General features: G+C 43.5%; 17 protein-coding genes. 10 read left to right on the top strand and 7 right to left on the bottom strand.

Features of this window, described 5'->3' with window-relative positions:
- The first annotated feature begins 63 nt into the window (after window positions 1-63).
- From sucC to HUB64_RS08725, 4 genes are all read left to right on the top strand, one after another.
- The gene (gene sucC / locus HUB64_RS08710) at window positions 64-1,230 is read left to right on the top strand and encodes an ADP-forming succinate--CoA ligase subunit beta (protein WP_006081976.1); all 1,167 of its coding nucleotides are present in this window, start codon (window positions 64-66) and stop codon (window positions 1,228-1,230) included.
- A complete protein-coding gene (sucD, locus tag HUB64_RS08715; RefSeq protein WP_028759703.1) occupies window positions 1,230-2,102 on the top strand; it encodes a succinate--CoA ligase subunit alpha in 873 nt (290 codons plus the stop codon). Before sucC ends, sucD begins: the two co-directional genes overlap by 1 nt.
- A gap of 400 nt (window positions 2,103-2,502) precedes the next feature.
- On the top strand, window positions 2,503-2,910 hold the full coding sequence (gene rnk, locus HUB64_RS08720; RefSeq protein WP_028759704.1) for a nucleoside diphosphate kinase regulator: 408 nt from the start codon (window positions 2,503-2,505) through the stop codon (window positions 2,908-2,910).
- Window positions 2,911-3,005: 95 nt separating this feature from the next.
- Window positions 3,006-3,503, top strand: a complete 498-nt coding sequence (locus tag HUB64_RS08725) for a GNAT family N-acetyltransferase (protein ID WP_173496821.1) — start codon at window positions 3,006-3,008, stop codon at window positions 3,501-3,503.
- A gap of 83 nt (window positions 3,504-3,586) precedes the next feature.
- Here the strand turns inward: HUB64_RS08725 and fur are convergent, their stop codons facing one another.
- Window positions 3,587-4,018, bottom strand: a complete 432-nt coding sequence (gene fur / locus HUB64_RS08730; protein WP_028759706.1) for a ferric iron uptake transcriptional regulator — start codon at window positions 4,016-4,018, stop codon at window positions 3,587-3,589.
- Window positions 4,019-4,275: 257 nt separating this feature from the next.
- Here fur and cobB point away from each other — a divergent pair, with 257 nt between their 5' ends.
- From cobB to corA, 4 genes are all read left to right on the top strand, one after another.
- Window positions 4,276-5,007 carry a Sir2 family NAD+-dependent deacetylase gene (cobB, locus tag HUB64_RS08735; protein ID WP_173496822.1) on the top strand — a complete coding sequence of 244 codons (732 nt, stop codon included), beginning with the start codon at window positions 4,276-4,278 and terminating at the stop codon, window positions 5,005-5,007.
- Window positions 5,004-5,453, top strand: a complete 450-nt coding sequence (locus tag HUB64_RS08740; protein WP_173496823.1) for an ATP-binding protein — start codon at window positions 5,004-5,006, stop codon at window positions 5,451-5,453. The genes cobB and HUB64_RS08740 overlap by 4 nt, the downstream gene beginning before the upstream one ends.
- 320 nt (window positions 5,454-5,773) lie before the next feature.
- The gene (locus tag HUB64_RS08745) at window positions 5,774-6,145 is read left to right on the top strand and encodes a hypothetical protein (protein ID WP_173496824.1); all 372 of its coding nucleotides are present in this window, start codon (window positions 5,774-5,776) and stop codon (window positions 6,143-6,145) included.
- A gap of 127 nt (window positions 6,146-6,272) precedes the next feature.
- Window positions 6,273-7,220 carry a magnesium/cobalt transporter CorA gene (corA, locus tag HUB64_RS08750; protein WP_105252689.1) on the top strand — a complete coding sequence of 316 codons (948 nt, stop codon included), beginning with the start codon at window positions 6,273-6,275 and terminating at the stop codon, window positions 7,218-7,220.
- A gap of 190 nt (window positions 7,221-7,410) precedes the next feature.
- On the opposite strand, the gene HUB64_RS08755 is transcribed toward corA, so the two are convergent.
- Window positions 7,411-8,673, bottom strand: a complete 1,263-nt coding sequence (locus HUB64_RS08755; protein ID WP_028759711.1) for an HD-GYP domain-containing protein — start codon at window positions 8,671-8,673, stop codon at window positions 7,411-7,413.
- 118 nt (window positions 8,674-8,791) lie between these two features.
- Between HUB64_RS08755 and HUB64_RS08760 the strand changes: the two genes are divergently transcribed.
- Entirely contained in the window at window positions 8,792-9,487 is a 696-nt protein-coding gene (locus HUB64_RS08760) for a 2OG-Fe(II) oxygenase (protein ID WP_173244477.1), read from the top strand.
- Window positions 9,488-9,502: 15 nt separating this feature from the next.
- Here HUB64_RS08760 and HUB64_RS08765 read toward each other — a convergent pair whose 3' ends face one another.
- The 4 genes from HUB64_RS08765 to HUB64_RS08780 form a co-directional block, all read right to left on the bottom strand.
- Complete coding sequence (locus tag HUB64_RS08765; RefSeq protein ID WP_028759713.1) at window positions 9,503-10,852, bottom strand: sensor histidine kinase; 1,350 nt, start codon at window positions 10,850-10,852, stop codon at window positions 9,503-9,505.
- A complete protein-coding gene (locus HUB64_RS08770) occupies window positions 10,843-11,517 on the bottom strand; it encodes a response regulator (RefSeq protein ID WP_028759714.1) in 675 nt (224 codons plus the stop codon). Before HUB64_RS08770 ends, HUB64_RS08765 begins: the two co-directional genes overlap by 10 nt.
- A gap of 183 nt (window positions 11,518-11,700) precedes the next feature.
- Complete coding sequence (locus HUB64_RS08775; protein ID WP_028759715.1) at window positions 11,701-12,060, bottom strand: hypothetical protein; 360 nt, start codon at window positions 12,058-12,060, stop codon at window positions 11,701-11,703.
- A 171-nt stretch (window positions 12,061-12,231) separates the two neighbouring features.
- Window positions 12,232-13,554, bottom strand: a complete 1,323-nt coding sequence (locus HUB64_RS08780) for a dicarboxylate/amino acid:cation symporter (protein ID WP_173496825.1) — start codon at window positions 13,552-13,554, stop codon at window positions 12,232-12,234.
- 222 nt (window positions 13,555-13,776) lie between these two features.
- Between HUB64_RS08780 and HUB64_RS08785 the strand changes: the two genes are divergently transcribed.
- On the top strand, window positions 13,777-16,218 hold the full coding sequence (locus HUB64_RS08785) for a hypothetical protein (protein ID WP_173244480.1): 2,442 nt from the start codon (window positions 13,777-13,779) through the stop codon (window positions 16,216-16,218).
- Window positions 16,219-16,321: 103 nt separating this feature from the next.
- On the opposite strand, the gene astB is transcribed toward HUB64_RS08785, so the two are convergent.
- Complete coding sequence (gene astB / locus HUB64_RS08790; RefSeq protein WP_173496826.1) at window positions 16,322-17,656, bottom strand: N-succinylarginine dihydrolase; 1,335 nt, start codon at window positions 17,654-17,656, stop codon at window positions 16,322-16,324.
- Window positions 17,657-17,937: the final 281 nt, after the last annotated feature.

A 17,937-nucleotide genomic window follows, 5' to 3' on the forward strand; every position in this document is an offset into this window, starting at 1 on the left:
TACCCTCGTGACTGGCCCAAACGGGCCAGTTGGATTTGATTAGAAGTATACGGATAGATCATCATGAATTTGCATGAGTATCAGGCAAAATCTTTATTTGCCGAATATGGTTTACCAGTGTCAGAAGGTTTTGCATGTGATACAGCCCAAGAAGCTGTAGAAGCGGCAGGCCATATTGGCGGAAATTTATGGGTTGTTAAGTGTCAAGTACACGCAGGCGGCCGCGGTAAAGCAGGTGGCGTTAAAGTCACTGGCGATAAAGAAGAAATCAGAGCCTTTGCCGAACACTGGTTAGGCAAAAATCTGGTGACTTATCAAACTGATGAGAAAGGCCAGCCGGTTGCTAAAATTTTAGTAGAAAGCTGTACCGACATCGCTAACGAACTGTACTTAGGTGCCGTTGTTGACCGCGCGACTCGTCGTGTTGTGTTCATGGCGTCGACTGAAGGTGGTGTTGAAATTGAGAAAGTGGCAGAAGAAACGCCAGAACTCATCCACACTGCAATCATAGATCCTTTGACTGGCCCACAAGGTTATCAAGCACGTGATCTTGGCTTCAAGTTAGGTTTAAACCCAACTCAAATGAAGCAGTTCACTAAGATTTTCATGGGTCTGGCGACTATGTTCGTTGATCATGATTTCGCATTGCTTGAAATCAACCCACTGGTTATTACCACTGAAGGCAACCTACACTGTCTAGACGGTAAAATCGGTATCGACGGTAACGCACTTTACCGTCAACCAAAAATCAAAGGCATGCACGATCCATCACAGGATGATGCCCGCGAAGCTCACGCTGCTAAGTTCGAGCTGAACTACGTTGCATTAGACGGTAACGTTGGCTGTATGGTGAACGGTGCAGGTCTGGCGATGGGCACTATGGATATCGTTAACTTGCACGGTGGCAAGCCAGCGAACTTCTTAGACGTAGGCGGCGGCGCGACGAAAGAACGTGTAGCTGAAGCATTCAAAATCATTCTGTCTGACAGCAATGTGAAAGCGGTTCTGGTTAACATTTTCGGCGGTATCGTACGTTGTGACATGATCGCAGAAGGTATTATCGGCGCTGTTAAAGAAGTGGGCGTTAAAGTACCTGTTGTGGTTCGTTTAGAAGGTACTAACGCTGAACTTGGCCGTGAAGTATTAGCTAAATCAGGTCTAGATATCATTGCAGCTACCAGTCTAACTGACGCGGCTGAGCAAGTAGTTAAAGCTGCGGAGGGCAAATAATGTCTGTCTTAATCAATAAAGATACCAAGGTAATTTGCCAAGGTTTCACTGGCGGTCAAGGTACATTCCACTCACAACAAGCTATCGATTACGGTACGCAAATGGTGGGCGGTGTGTCTCCTGGTAAAGGTGGTCAAACTCACTTAGGTCTGCCAGTGTTCAACACTGTGAAAGACGCTGTGGCTGCGACTGGTGCGACTGCTTCTGTGATCTATGTTCCGGCTCCATTCTGTAAGGATGCCATTCTTGAAGCTATCGACGGTGGCATCGAGCTTATCGTTTGTATCACTGAAGGCATTCCTACACTGGACATGCTGCAAGTTAAAGTGAAGCTTGAAGAAACTGGCGTTCGCATGATCGGCCCTAACTGCCCAGGTGTTATCACCCCAGGTGAATGTAAGATCGGCATTATGCCAGGTCACATCCACTTAAAAGGCAAAGTAGGTATCGTTTCTCGTTCAGGTACTCTGACTTATGAAGCGGTTAAGCAAACAACGGATGAAGGTTTTGGCCAATCTACTTGCGTAGGTATTGGTGGTGACCCAATTCCAGGTACTAGCTTCATTGATGTACTGGAAATGTTCCAAAACGATCCACAGACTGAAGCGATCGTTATGATCGGTGAAATCGGTGGTAACGCTGAGGAAGATGCGGCGGCTTTCATTAAAGCACACGTGACTAAACCTGTTGTGTCTTATATTGCGGGTGTCACTGCACCTGCTGGTAAGCGTATGGGCCATGCTGGCGCGATTATCGCTGGCGGTAAAGGTACTGCAGAAGACAAATTTGCTGCATTAGAAGCCGCGGGCGTAACAACTGTCCGCTCGCTTGCTGATATCGGCAAAGCGCTGCGTATTCGTACAGGTTGGTAAGCTAACCTTTCGAATATAAAAGGCGCCTAAGGCGCCTTTTTTATTGGCTGTAATTTCGGCAGCGAATCGCTGTAAATGACAGGAATGGGATTGAGCTAACACCATGAAGACTAGATATTTTTTCTTCTACGGGTTAGATTGATGCTTCTCTACTACGCGCTCGTCTGTGTCATTGGCGAGGATAATGTGAGTAGAGCCATTAACCATGAGCTAAGTGCTTATGGCTTCAGTGCTGTTCTGCAAAAAATCTTGAACTCAAATTTATTTAACACGGTTGCAGTCTATCGTTGCGAGCGTATTTGTTTTATGGGGCTTATCGCATTGGGGGAGGGTAAGCAACAGAGTCGATGTTAGCCACAGTAACGGCTTAAACATCACATTTTTTTACGAGGGAAAAACTGTGAAAACACCTAAAATCATTATTTCGGAAATTGACTTAGAAAGACTAGAGCGATTATTGGAGTCACTGCCGGCAAATGCGTTTCCGGGCAAAGCGGCATTGGAGGCTGAATTAGACAGAGCCGATATTGTGCCTGCATCACAGGTGCCCGCGAATGTGGTGACCATGAATTCAGAAGTGAAGTTTAGCGTTTCATCCAGTAATGAGACTTTCTGTTTACGTTTAGTGTATCCAAAAGACGTGAACGGCGCGGGCACGATTTCTATTTTGGCGCCGGTGGGCAGCGCATTATTAGGGCTCTCTCAAGGTGATGAAATTGAATGGCCAGGTCCGGGTGGTTCTATGGTAAAAGTGCGTATTGAGGAAATCCTGTATCAACCTGAACGCAGTGGTGATTTCCACCGTTAAGCTTGAGGTATTGGCGTAGTGTCGTTGACGTTACGCCAGTGCACTTTAAGCGAACCATTGGTTGATTTTTAAGTGCCATTTTTGAAGGAGCAAAGATGATAACCCAAACTGAACGGTTAATTATTCGACCATTTACTGAGCAAGATTGTGAAGCGCTTTATTTGATGAACAGTAATGCTGCGATGCTGAAATACATTCCCACCGCGGCATTTACAGCTCGCGAGCAGGCGGTTGAGTTGTTTCACAAGGTGATCCAAGTCGATTATCAGCAACATGGTTTTGGTCGTTGGGCGGTAGAGCATAAAGCCGATAAGCGGGTGATTGGTTTTTGTGGTCCGAAATTTATTCCAGAATTCAGCGAAGTCGAACTGGGTTATCGTTATTTCCCTGAGTATTGGGAAACAGGAATTGGTACTGAGGCCGCATTTGCTGCATTAGCCGAATTTAAACGTTTTGGTATTGATCAGACGATTGCACTTATCTTAGCAGGGAATCTCGGTTCTGAAGGCGTGGCTAAGCGTGTGGGCATGCATTGGCGTGAGCAAAATGAGTTTATGGGCCATAAAGTGAATATCTACGCCAAGGTGTTATAGCGGTTTGCCCGTAAACATCATCCAATAAAAAACCAGCCTTAGGCTGGTTTTTTGCTTAATTCTTTATAAACACAATGGCCGACTTAGGCGTCGTTATGCTCACAGGTATCGTTGGTGCAAGTGCCGTACAAATATAAGCTGTGATTAGTCAGCTTAATATTGTGTTTCATGGCAATTTCATCTTGACGACGTTCGATGACTTCATCTGAAAACTCAATCACTTTGCCACACGAGAGGCAAACTAAGTGATCATGATGATGCTGAGTCGATAGTTCGAAAACGGCTTTACCGCTCTCAAAATGATGGCGACTGACAATACCTGCATCATCAAATTGGTTTAACACACGGTAGACGGTGGCTAGACCAATTTCTTCACCGATATCGAGCAGCTTCTTGTACAAATCTTCTGCACTGATATGTTGGTTTTCAGGTCCTTGCATCAGTTCTAGGATCTTGACTCGTGGCAGGGTAATTTTCAAACCCGCTTTTTTTAGCGCTTGATTTCCATCTGTCATTGCTAATCTCTTGATTGCAGAACCAATAGGTTCATCCGTGGATAGTGTTTGCCATTATAGGTGCTCAGGTTGAAAACTTAAACCTTTGTTCTGGCTTTCTAGGGCGATATGCAGATAAATTGTGTCAATAGGCGTTAAATCACAATATTTTGCGGCAATTCAAGCATAGTTTTTGTATGGTTATACCAAGGAATAATATTCACGGCTGCCAAAGTCAGTGAGAATAATTCAAATAAATAAAATAATAAGGAATCGGCATGTACCAGCAAATTGTGGTGTTAACCGGCGCAGGGATCTCTGCTGAGTCGGGTTTACGCACCTTTCGCGATCAAGATGGTCTATGGGAAGAACATCATATTGAAGACGTTGCTACACCAGAAGGGTATGAACGTGATGCTGAATTGGTAGAGCGATTCTACAATAGTCGTTGGTTGCAACTGCACAGTGGCACGGTTGAGCCCAATGCAGCGCATGTGGCCTTGGCAAAGTTGGAAGCGGAGTTTAAAGGTCAATTACTTATCATCACACAAAATATTGATGACCTGCATGAGCGTGCGGGTTCGCGCCGTCTATTGCATATGCACGGTGAATTATCCAAAGGCCGTTGTCCGCGCTCACGTCAGACCTTTATTTTACGTGACCCCTTTGGTGCCGATAATTGCTGTACTTGCTGTATTCCGGCTCAGCGATTACGCCCCCATGTGGTGTGGTTTGGTGAAATGCCCTTAGGGATGGATCGAATTCACGATGCGCTGGATAACTGCGACTTGTTTATTGCCATTGGCACCTCTGGCACTGTGTATCCTGCCGCGGGCTTTGTGGATACAGCTAACCATCATGGGGCTCAAACAGTCGAAGTGAATATGATGGCACCCGATAGACACAGTCAGTTTCAATATCACCTCACAGGAAAAGCGGGGGAGTTAGTGCCTCAGTTGGTTGATACCATTTTAGCGGGTCGAGTGATTGGCAGTGAGTCGAACACATGAGCGAAAAAGTTGCGATTATAATGCGTGGCTTACCGGGCAGTGGTAAGTCACACTGGGTTGAAACTTACATTCTTTCCCTTCCTTTAGAAAAAGCCATTGGCGTGCGGCAACGTGGCGTATTTTCGACCGATAGTTTTTTCTACCATGAAGATGAATACCGTTTCGATGCCAAGAAATTACCTGAGTTTCATCAATGTAATTTGACGGGGTTTATTCAGGCACTTTCTTCAAGCGAGCCTGTGGTGATTTGTGATAATACCAATCTGTGCCACTGGGAATACATGGCCTATGAAGCGGCGGCAAAAGCCTTAGGTTATCAAGTTAGAATTGTGCTTGTGGGTGAACCAAGCAGTCTGGCTCATCAGCAGGAATGCGCGAAACGTAATCGCCATGGCGTTCCTTTGGCACAAATTCAGCGGATGGCGAAGGGATTTGAAGATTTTTAATGTCAGGTACTTACTTAATTGTTGAGTATTGTGATCTGTAGCAATCAATTTTAAGCATGGGTCCCGCAGTGTTTTCGCCCTGTCATAAGTCTGTTGTACTCTGTTTCAACGTTCTGCTTTGTCTATGTGCATGTGTGTGGCTCATACATTCGCCTTATCTATTTGACTGTGCACTTTAAGCTTGATCCCAAAGACAGTTTATCCATATAAGTCTGCGTATAATGCGCTAACTTGTGTGGCATTGAAGGGCCAATGCAAGATTGCTGCTGGCTTGATCGAGACCATTGAGCACAAGCGGACGTTTATCAGAGGAAAGAGCCATGCTCATTAAAATTTTACTAACAGTCTTAGTCATTGCTGGCGCTTGGTTTTTACTGGTGAAACGCAAGCGTCAGATTGAACCTCTGGCAGTTAATCTCAGTTCAAAGCGTTTTAGTGAACCGCTGTGGCGCCGATACCTGTTGACGGGTGTGTTTGTGGTGATTGGATTTAGCCTACTGAGTTACAGTGTTTGGTATTGGCGCGATCAGCATAGAATTGTCACTGTGAGAATTGTGTCACCGAATGCCGACAATAACGGCGAGTATCGTGTGCGAAAAGGGGATATCTCAGACTCGAAAATGGTCACTCTCGATGGCATCCATATTCGCTTTTCGACCCAAGAACGGTTGGCTATTATCGAAACCGATTAAGGCATATTTATTTTACTAAATTACCTTGCACGCCTTTTCATTGCCAACTTATGCGGTAAACTAGCGACAATTTTTTAGCCTGCACTTAAGTGGAATCGTTAACTTAAGTTTTTTTTCAGGAGGACAAATGATTACTGCTTATGTCTATGATAATCGTCACCTTACTGTGACAGAGCTCGGCATACTGGACAGTATTCCCGCATCAACCATTTGGTTAGATCTGTATAAACCCGATGATGAGGAGCGAGAGTGGTTAAGTCATTTTTCTGTTGAAGAAGTGCCTGACGAAGAAGATATCAATGAAATTGAGGCCTCAGCACGTTTTTATCAAAACAGTGACGGCTTGCATATTAATTCGTTATTCCCACAGCGTGTCGGCCAAGATGTGCGCGGCGTTAACGTTTCCTTCAACCTTCGTAGCAATTTTTTACTGACAATTCGTGAAGAAGACGTAGGTCTTATCCGTTTGCTGCGTAACTATTTGCGTTTAGGGCGGTTAGAAGTATCGACACCGCAGGAATTGTTTCTCGAGTTATTTAATCTGAAAGTGGATTATCTATCTGACTTAATTGAAGACGTTTACACTGTACTTGAAAATGTCGGTGAGCAAGTATTTGATAACGACGAACTTGACGATGTATTTAAACTCATCACTCTGCAAGAAGACTCTAATGGTAAAATCCGATTAAGCTTGCTCGATACTCAGCGCTCACTGCGTTATATGCAGCGTTATTATCGTGGCCAGTTATCCGATGAACATTTAAAGGACTTGCGGGAAATGTTGTCGGATATCGAGTCGCTGATGCCCCACAGTCAGTTTATTTTCGATAAGTTAAACTTTCTGCTCGATGCGGCCATGGGTTTCAGTGGTCTGCAGCAGAACAAAATCATCAAAATCTTCTCGGTTGCCGCTGTGGTGTTTCTACCACCGACCTTGATTGCCAGTAGTTATGGGATGAACTTTGCCAGCATGCCTGAGCTTGAGTGGCAATACGGTTACCCTATGGCGATTGTGATGATGTTAGCCAGTGCCGCAGGTACTTACTTCTTCTTTAAACGTAAGCATTGGTTATAAGTCTGGCGCTAGCTGTGTTGGTTTTCTCGAATTTAAAATAAGGGTCGAATGCAATATTCGACCCTTATTTTTATCACTGCCATTTAACTACGTTCATTCAATGACTTTTATTCAATGAGTGAGACTCGATGACTTTGCTTAAATGAGTGAAGCTCGTTAGACATAATCGTTAAGCCAGTTTCTTAATCAACTACTTACGACTATCGCCGCCAAAGTAGTAACTCACTCGCTCGCGCGGATTCAAATATTCGTGGACTTTTTCAGGAAGCGCCGCAGGTGGTAAGCAACGCACTATGCTGATCCCTTCAATCTCTAAATCAACGATAGGCGCTTGGTCTTTAGGAACTAACGCATCGTAAACCAATATTTTTGGACATAGCAGTTTAGTTAAGTTAACCGACATCACCATGGCATATTGACCGCTGGATAATTCCACTACACTGCCTGGGGGGTAAATGCCCAGCATCTTGATCATCTTGCCAATATACTCTTGATTTAGCTTAGTTTTATATTGCTTATATAAATGCCCTAGTGCGGCGTAGGGCATTCTGGCTTTGCCCTGTTGGCTTGGGTAACACAAGGAGTCATATTCGTTCACTACCGCAATCAGTTGCGATACCTTATCGAGAGCCTCTTCCTTTAGGCCTTTGGGATAACCACTGCCATCGAGAAACTCGTGGTGATTGGTGATTGCAGGTAAGGCTGCTTGGGGAAAATTATCGGCTAATTTGAGCAGTTCAATCCCAAGTAATGGATGCTGCTTGATAAAATTAAGCTCTGGTGCTGACCAAGGTGTCGATTTTTTTAGAATTTGTGGTGGAATTTTTAATTTACCCACGTCGTGGAACAGGGCACTGAGACCGACCGTTTCGATTTCACTTCTATCCCATTCCATTTCTTTGGCGATCAGCATAGAGAGGATCGCAACATTCAAGGAGTGGTAGTAAATGCTTTCATCCTGCTTAGCATCACTCATCAAATGTAGCACTAAGTTATCTGAGTTGAGCAGCTGTTCGACTATGGTGTGGACCAAATCTTTAGCGTCATCGACCGCATTTAAGGGGCGATTACGTAGCTTAGAGATGAGGCTGCGCATCATGGCTACTGAGCGGGTAAAATTTTGCTCAGTTTTATTAATGTCACGGCGTAATTTTTTTTGCACTTCGATTTGCTCAGCCTTGTATTGATCCATGTCGTTTTTAAGCACATTGATTTCAGCACTTGGCGGCAATTTGATAGGGTTGACCGCATCAGCATGTATCGGGGCGACGTCGCTGCGTTCTAAATCGACGATGACATGTTCGATGCCCAGATTTTTAATCAACTCGATTTGCGCAGCTTGTTTAATATGAAAGCTACTGAATAAAAAGGGATGATCTTTCCAAGCCACGGGCAAACGCACAAAGTTGCCGACTTGAAGTTGATGGACTGAGACTTTACAGCTTTTTTTCATATTCTTGTTATCGTGAAGCGTAATGTGGGTTATTTTATCTCAATGATGCTGCTTTACAATTACTTAACTAACATGTCAGCATAGTAAGCCTAGAAAATAGCCACTCCATTGAGGAAGTATGGACTTTATTGAAGTATACCCTAATGCGTTGCCGAATGACTTGTGTGACCGTCTCATTCTGGCATTTGAGCAACATGCTGGCGTTGTTGATGGACAAACGGGCAATGGCGTCGATCTGGAGAAGAAGATCAGCCGCGATTTGACCTTAGATAGTTTCGTCGACCTGCAGCCCATCAGAAACGAACTCTTAGGTTATACCTTAAAGGGCGCGGTAGATTATTTCACAAAGTATTCAATGGCATTAATGGGTGCGGTTGCTGTGTCAGTGAGTGATGAGCAGGGCCAACCTGTAACGCTAACTCCGACTAATTTTGCGACGCTGGGTGCGCCTAGGGCCGATGGCTTAGTGAAGTATTTGTATCGCAGTGGCAGTATTAATATTCAAAAGTATCAGCAAAATAAAGGCGGTTATCCCCATTGGCATTCGGAGCAATTCCCGCAGAATGGCCACAATGAAGCTCTGCATCGCGTCGTGCTTTATATGTTTTATTTAAATGATGTGGAAGAGGGCGGCGAAACCGAATTTTATTATCAACAGCGTAAAATCTCCCCCAAAAAAGGTACTATGGTGATAGCGCCTGCGGGATTTACTCATTCACATCGGGGAAATAAACCTGTGAGTGGTGACAAATATATTGCCACTTCTTGGATCATGTTTAATCGAGCCGAACAGTTATATGCGGTGATTGCCTGATAGTATCTCAGTTTCTTACACTGGGATACGGATCCTAAAGAGCGCCCCTTCTAAGCGACTTTCTTCAATTTTTAAGCTGCCACCGTAGCTGTGAACGATTTCATCACAGACAGCTAATCCGATCCCTTGCCCAGGAGACTGAGTATCGGCACGCACGCCACGTTGGATAATCTTCTGTCTTAAGCTTTCTTCAACACCAGGGCCATCATCTTCAACAATAAGTTCAAACTCACCTTGTGAGTTAATTTTAGCCGATACATGCACTTGGCTGATACACAGGCGGAAAGCATTTTCCATAAGGTTGCCACACAGCTCCATTAAGTCACCCTTGTTGCCGGGGAACATCAAGGAAGGGGAGATGTTGGCCGAGAACTGCACTTGTTTTTCTCGATAAATTTTAAACAACATTTGTGCTAATTGATCGACTAAGGGCGCAATAACAGTTTGTTCTTGCTTCAGGCCTTGGCGGCCTAACATGGCCCGTTTTAATTGGTATTTGACTAGCTGATCCATCTGGCTGACTTGTTCCATGATCTTTTCGCTCGCCGATTGTTTACTCAAACTGGCGTCATCTGTAATGGCATGCACGGCGGCTAAGCGGGTTTTAAGACTGTGTGCCAAGTCATTCATAGCATTTTGATAGCGCTGTTGTTGGGCACTGGATTGTTGCAACATCTGGTTGAGTGCTTGCGTTACGCCTTCAAGTTCAACAGGATAGCCCTCAGAAAGTGATTTACTCTTACCTTGGTTAATTGATTGCAGTTCATTTTGCATCCGTACCAAGGGACGCATGCCCCAATAGGCGGCGCTGACCAATAGAATTAAGGCTAAGGCCAATACCATGGCTAAACGAATATAAGTACGTTTACTGAACTTACTGTATTCTTGCTCCAGTTTGGCGGCATCTTTCATGACAAGGAGGTTGTAATGCACACTGGCAATTTCTACCGCGAGCAAATAGACGAAATATCCTCTGTCGTCAGCCATGGTGAGGTAGTAGGGCGGGGAGTCGTTACGGATTTCGTTAAAACGCTCACAGGTATCAAATAAGCCACGATCTACTGCGAGGGATGAGGTCCAAACCTGCTTAAATTTGTCATCGCAGCTCGCTATCACATAACGCTCTTGTTTATTATTTTCTTCCAACCAAGCACTGGTATCGGGGATAAGATCGTGCTCCCGTAATTCGGCGGCGACTTGGGGGATTTCGGCAATGAGTTGGGCAGTTTCTTCGTTATAACTATTTTGCGCATGCAGAATATTAACCATCCATGCGAGACCAAAACCCACTAAGGTAATAATTGATAGTGAGGTGAGAAACATCCGTGTCAGCAGACGTTTCTTGAATTTTAATCTTAATTGCATGGCAGGTTAAATTTATATCCTTGGCCGCGGATGGTCACTATGGGGTTATCGATACCATCTCGGGTCAGTTTTTTACGCAGGCGGCTGACCATGACTTCAATCGTATTAGGATCGCCTTCCTTATCACCATAAATCACATCGAGTAAACGTTGCTTGGCGACAACCTCATGACAATGGCGCATCAAATATTCGAGGATTAAATATTCAAAGGCAGTGACCTCCATAACTTCGTCACCCAGAGTGACTTGTTTGGCGGCGAGATCGAGTTTCAATTCTCCACTGCAAATCACGGGTTTAACAAAACCTGCGCTACGGCGCACTAAGGCATCAAGCCTTGCGACAAGCTCTTCTTTTTGAAAGGGTTTCACTAAATAGTCATCGGCTCCGGCGTTAAGGCCTTCAACTTTATCCTGCCAATTAACTCGTGCCGTGAGAATTAATATCGGTGCTTTAAGACCCGCTTCACGGAGCTGTTGAATTAAGCTAATACCATCTTGATCGGGTAGCCCTAAATCGACAATGGCGACATCGATGGGATAATTAGTGGCTTGATAAAAACCTTCTTTGGCAGTCAGTGCCACTTGAACTTGATTGCCGAGATCGCTTAATTGCACTTTTAAGTGGTGGGATAAAATAGGATCGTCTTCAACAACCAAAATTCTCATAATATAATGCCTTAAAGTGTATGAGCTAAAGCTTTAGCAAACTAGTCTACGCAAAATCACACTGATAACCAAATAGAGGATCAGCATATCTTAGTTGAACTTAACCTTTGCTGACCGAGTTGAACTTGTGGTCAAAATAAGTACTAATTAATTGTTGAATAAGAAGGTTTTGCCGTTAAAGTGTTAGCGTATCGGGGAATTTCCCCAAGGCGATTTTTGTTTTCTGATCCGCAAAATGCCGTTGCCACACATAATCGCGCCTAAGGTAAATAACATCACCGCCATCATGATAAAAGACAATCTCAACCAAGGCATTTCTTGCGCTAATCGCAGATGTACCGCTTCAATGGTTGTGACGCCCCATACGGCAAAGACACTTATAAATAATAAAATTTGTAATAAACGAAGTAAGTAAACTGAGTTAAAAAATAAGACCAAAGGCGCAAGTGCAAAAGGAATGGCAAAGTTAATTTGTTCGTAACGTACGAAGTGGGCACTCAATAGCCAGCATGCAATCAGGATCCAAAGACTTCTCCACCACATTTATACCCCTCCCATTAAACGTATTAAAATAGTAAACATAATGTATCTAAAAACAAACTTCCGTACTATTGGTGCGTTCACATTTTGCTAACAATAGACATGTTAACTGTATTGCGTTCAAACAAAAACGCCCAACACTGAAGCTGGGCGTCATTTTGGTCTTTGTGAGGTTTAGTTCGATTTATCTAAATGATGAACTTGCTCATCAAAACTTCTAGCAACTTTACCCGCTTGAGTGTTGTTAAACACTTGCTCGTTAAATTCGCCCTCTGATTTAGCAATAATTACAGTTGCTACGCAATCACCTGTGACGTTTACTGCAGTACGTACCATGTCGAGTAAGCGATCGACACCGATAATCAGGGCAATCCCTTCCACTGGCAAGCCAACTTGATTTAACACCATTGCCAGCATGATAAGTCCGACACCTGGAACACCCGCTGTACCAATTGATGCTAACGTGGCAGTCACAACAACAACGGCATAATCGGTTAGTGAGAGCTCAATGCCAAAAACCTGCGCAATAAACACAGTGGCAACGCCTTGCATGATTGCTGTGCCATCCATATTAATGGTAGCGCCTAACGGTAGCGTAAAAGCGGCGATTTTATTATCGACACCTAATCTATGTTCAGACGCTTCTATGGTAATGGGTAAAGTGGCATTTGAACTGGCGGTTGAAAAAGCAAACAACTGCACATCGCGCATTTTACGAATAAATATTAAGGGATTGAGGCCTGAGAAAAGTTTTAGAAGTGTAGGGTAAACAACAAAAGCATGGATCAATAATACACCTAAGACCACGAAGAAATATTTAACCACACTACCAAAGGTCTCTAAACCGAGTGTTAATGCAAGTTTTGCCATCAGCGCAAATACACCATAGGGCGCGAGTTGCATGATCAGTGTCACGACACGCATGATGACTTCATTTAAATCTTCAAACAACGCCGCAATACGTTTGCCGCGCTCACCAATATGGGCAATAGCAAAGCCAAAAATGACCGCAAAAATAATAATTTGCAGCATATTACCTTCGCTCAATGCCTGCATCGGATTAGTGGGCACTATGTTTATCAGCACATCAGCAAGACTTGGGGCTTCTTTTGCGACGTACTCCATTTTTTCTGACGCCAGTGAGGCGTTTCCAGGATGTATAAGGACTGCGCTGACAATCGCAATCACTAAGGCAATGGCGGTTGTGAATAAATAGAAGGCGAGGGTTTTCCCCCCTAAGCGGCCTAATTTTGAAGGTTCACTCAGTGAGCAAGTTCCGCAAACTAATGAAATAAAGACTAAAGGAACGACTAACATTTTTAAGCTGGAGATGAAGATAGTACCGATAACATGCAAGAAACCTTCGGTAATATAATCTTTTACTATATCGCTTTCTGGAAAGGCATTACGAAGAAAGAGGCCTAAAGCAATACCTGTTCCCATACCGATCAGAATTTTACTTGTAAGGCCGAGTTTATTTTTTATAGAAATTGCCATAGAGAGTCCTGTGTGTTTTTTATACATTCTATTTTTTGGCGCTCACAAGACTAGCAAGAAAATCGTGAAGATGAAATGACAATTAATGTTAAAGTATTTATCAGATTTGCGAAATAAAATAAGATAGTTATGGGAAAGTTGCGTGAAAATTGTGTAATGTTAGCCTATAAGTAATAAGCGTCTCGCTTAGGTATTATCATCAGAGTAACAGGGAGCCTGACAATGAAGTCAGCGTATAAGGTTTTTCTCGCAGGATTGTGTTCGCTTTTATTATCAGCATGTGGTGGTGGGGGCAGTATCTCTGATGATGGTTCCGGTACTCCGCCGACGCCAAGTGTCGTCACTGTCACTCTGAGTATTACTAATACGGATATTTCTGCTTTAGCACCTGCCACAGTATCAGCTAAAGTTGTTGATTCGAAACTCGGTTCCTTGGCTGGTGAATTAGTTACTTTTACTCTGAGTAATTCTAATATTGGGTCTTTTGATCCTAGTACGGCAACGGCATTAACGAATACCGAAGGTGTTGCTACTATTATTTTAAATACAGCAACTATTGCGGGTGCAGGTACTGTCACTGGCAAAGTTGATACTGGGGAGTCTGGGAAAATTGGTTTTGTGATGAAAGGTGATGGCGGTGAAGCGGGTGGAGGTGCACAAGTTAATTTAGCCTTAACTGATATTACAGGCTTACCTATTCAAACTATTACATCCTTAAATCCAGGTAAGTTAACTGCTACTATCACCGGCATTAATAAACCCACGATAGTGACCTTTGACAATGATATTGGGGACCTTCCTATCAAAACTGCTGTAACAAATAGTCAGGGAAAGGCTAGTGTTGATATTTATGCTGGTAATACGTTAGGTGCAGGAACTATCGTTGCCTCTTTAGCTAGTGGTGAAAAAGGTAATACAGTAGTGGTGGTTGGTGCTACAAATGTAGTCATGGGTAGTGGAAGTCCTTTTGTTGCTGGTAAAGCAAGTGTTAGTTCAAGTGATTTAACTGCAGGTGGCACCGCGACTATTTCTGTCGTTATCCAGGACGATCAAGGTAAGCCTTTTACCCAACCTGTGGATGTTAAGTTTTCATCGGCCTGTTCAACTAAATCATCACCAGAAGCCATAATAAGTTCACCCGTACCCTCTGTGAATGGCGTAGCTACAACGACTTACCTTGCAAAGGGCTGCGTTGGAGATGATCCTATTAATGTTACTGCTAACGCAGGTGGATTAAATCTTTCAGCTACGGGCACTATTAAAGTACTTCCTGCTAACGTGGGAAGCATTATATTTATGTCTGCGACACCGCAAAATATCGCCATTTTAGGTACAGGTGGCTCAGAATCTTCTGAAGTTAAATTTAAGGTACTTGACACAAATAGTAATCCGGTAAGTAACCAGTTAGTTAACTTTAGTTTGAACACTACGACGGGAGGCATAGTGCTTGACCCATCAAGTGCAACGACTAACAATCAAGGCATTGTTCAGACAGTTGTAAGAACCGGGACTGTTGCTACTTCGGTAAGAGTAACAGGCACTATTGCTGGCTCTTCGCCAGTTATTTCAAGTCAATCAAGTCAGCTCATCATCTCGACAGGGATACCCGATCAAGACAGTTTTTCACTTTCTGCAACAGTACTCAATGCTGAAGGTTGGAACGTTGATGGCACCAAAGTGACCGTTACTGCACGCCTAGCCGATGCATTCAATAACCCTGTTCCAGATGGCACAACAGTATCTTTTACCACTGAAGGTGGCTCTATTGAAGATGCTTGTCAGACTGTTAAAGGTACATGTAGTGTTGTTTGGACGAGTCAGTTAACTCGGCCTGAAGGGCAGTCTCTTATTGACGCAACAGGCGCATTAATTCGCAATCCTATTGCGACACTTGCGCCTAATTTAGGTAATTATTATGGCCAGAAATATGGTGGTCGAGCAACTATTACTGCTACTGCGATTGGCGAAGAATCCTTCCCAGATCTTAATGGCAATGGTCGCTTTGATTCTTCTGAAGCAACAGCATTTTTAACTCAAAAAGATGTAAGTGGTAAGCCATTTGATTTGGATGATGCTTTCAATGATTATAATGAAGATGGCATTTTTAATCCTCAGCAAGCGGGTGGACAAATTGGTGGGGAATTAGAAGAGTTAATTGATTTTAATTCTAATGGTGTTTTTGATATAAAAGATAGTAAATATAACGGTGTACTCTGCTCTGAGCCTGCACATGCTGCTTGTGCTGATGGTATTACAGATTCAAAATCACTATATGTGAGAGGCAGTTTAGTGATTGTCATGTCAGGAAGTACTGCTTATGCGACTCCGATTGCTGATGTGCTTATCGACGATAGTTACAGCATCAGCAAAGACCAACGTATTGACTTAATAGGTAAAGATGCCGCTACTGTTTATTTCACTATATCTGACTTACATAACCAACAAATGCCTGCTGGTAGTATTGTTAGATTTAAAGCAAGCGCAGGTTCTGTTGCTAGCAGTGCTCAATATATTTGGCCAAGTAGTAACTATAACGCGGGACGTGAGTTTAGTGTGACACTGAAAGGTGAAGAGCAACCTAATGCAGGTACTCTTATTGTTGAGGTTGAAACCCCTAATGGGTCAGTGACTCAGGTTCTATCTATTCCGATTAGAATCAGCTAGTTTTAAGGACCTTATCCAAATAAAAAGAGCATCTAAGGTGCTCTTTTCTATTGTAGGTCTGTCGAATTTTATAATGATGTAGTTCCAGCGTTAGGAATAATTCCTAACGCTGGAACTGATAAACGCTACCTAGTTTCATGATCTGTGTAAGTTCATCTAGAGCTGTTCGAGATTCGATGATTAGCTGAGGGTCTGCAAGATCTTGGGTGGTTAATCTGTCACGATAATATTTGTCTACCCAAAGGTTTAAACGATTAAATAAAGCATCATTCATCAGAGTGTGTTGATTTACCGCTGCGACTTCCACTTCATTCATGGCGACACGTAAACGAAGACAGGCAGGGCCGCCACCGTTTTGCATGCTTTGTTTTACGTCGAAATAAAGCACTTGCTTAATCGGCGTGTTTAATGTGAGTAATTCGTTCAAATAGGCAAATACCGCGGGATTTTCTTGGCAATCTGTTGGGGCAATAATCGCCATTTCACCGGATGGCAATGTAATAATTTGAGTATTGAATAAATAGCTTTTGACTGCGTCGTTAATTGCTACTTTCGCGGTTGGCACTTCAATGAAATACAGCTCAGTGTCGAGTTTACGTTTAATTTCATCGATTTTATTCTGGGTATTTAAGAAGGCTTGTTCGTGGTAGAACAGGACATTTTGATTACCTACTGCGATAACATCGTTATGGAATACACCTTGATCAATCACATCAGGATTCTGTTGGATGAAGACGCAATTATCGTCTTCCAGCTGATGTAAGCGTGCGACTGCCATCGACGCTTCTAAGGTTTGTCTTGCTGGATATTTTTGCGGTTTAGGTGCGTTGGGATTGGTGGCTTCTTGTCCATAAACAAACAGCTCAACACCAGCATGGCCGTATTCATTGCAGAGACGAGTGTGGTTAGCGGCACCTTCATCACCGAAGCTATTATGCTCAGGTAAGTGACTATGGTGATGAAAATAGTGGGGATCACTGAAAGTTGCTGTTAATATGCGCCCCGTTGTCAAAGGCTCGATGCTGCGATGCAGTTTATCGACTAAATTTGCTGGGGTAAAATGCAGTTTGCCGTCACGAGTATCTGCACTTGGTGAGACTGTAGCGGCATTGGCTGTCCACATACTGGAAGCACTGCAACAGGCATTAAGTAATATGGGCGCTTCTTTTGCCGCTTGTTTTAATACATTAGCATCAGAGCCAGAAAATCCAATTCGGCGCAATGTATAGAGGTCTGGGCGCTCTTGAGGAGCTAATATTCCTTGAACCATGCCCATATCGGCTAGTGCTTTGGCTTTTTGGAGTCCTTGTTTTGCAGCAGCTTTGGGGTTGGAAACTAAGGCGGCATTGCTAAGTGAGGCGACATTGCCAAAAGACAACCCTGCGTAATTGTGTGTTGGTCCAACGAGTCCATCAAAATTCGCTTCAAAGTGCTTCATTGCTTATCCTTGTGATAGGGAAAGTTATTATTTGTTCATATGGTCCCTGAGGGAACCCAGTATACTGAAGCTTTTCGAGTGCACAAGCGGACGGTTTTGTGCTCAAAGCGACTTTTTCACGATAAATGCATAACTATTTCTTGCTTGCTGGCAAATAATGAAATATTAGTTTTTAATTACGCATATTATATTTTTACATTTTTTCAACTTTGATTAAAAAGTGACTCGCTGGTACATATAAAAGAGGGATTAACTTGAAACTATCAGTACAACCCTCTATA

Source organism: Shewanella sp. ISTPL2, assembly GCF_013283205.1.
Taxonomy (GTDB): domain Bacteria; phylum Pseudomonadota; class Gammaproteobacteria; order Enterobacterales; family Shewanellaceae; genus Shewanella; species Shewanella oncorhynchi.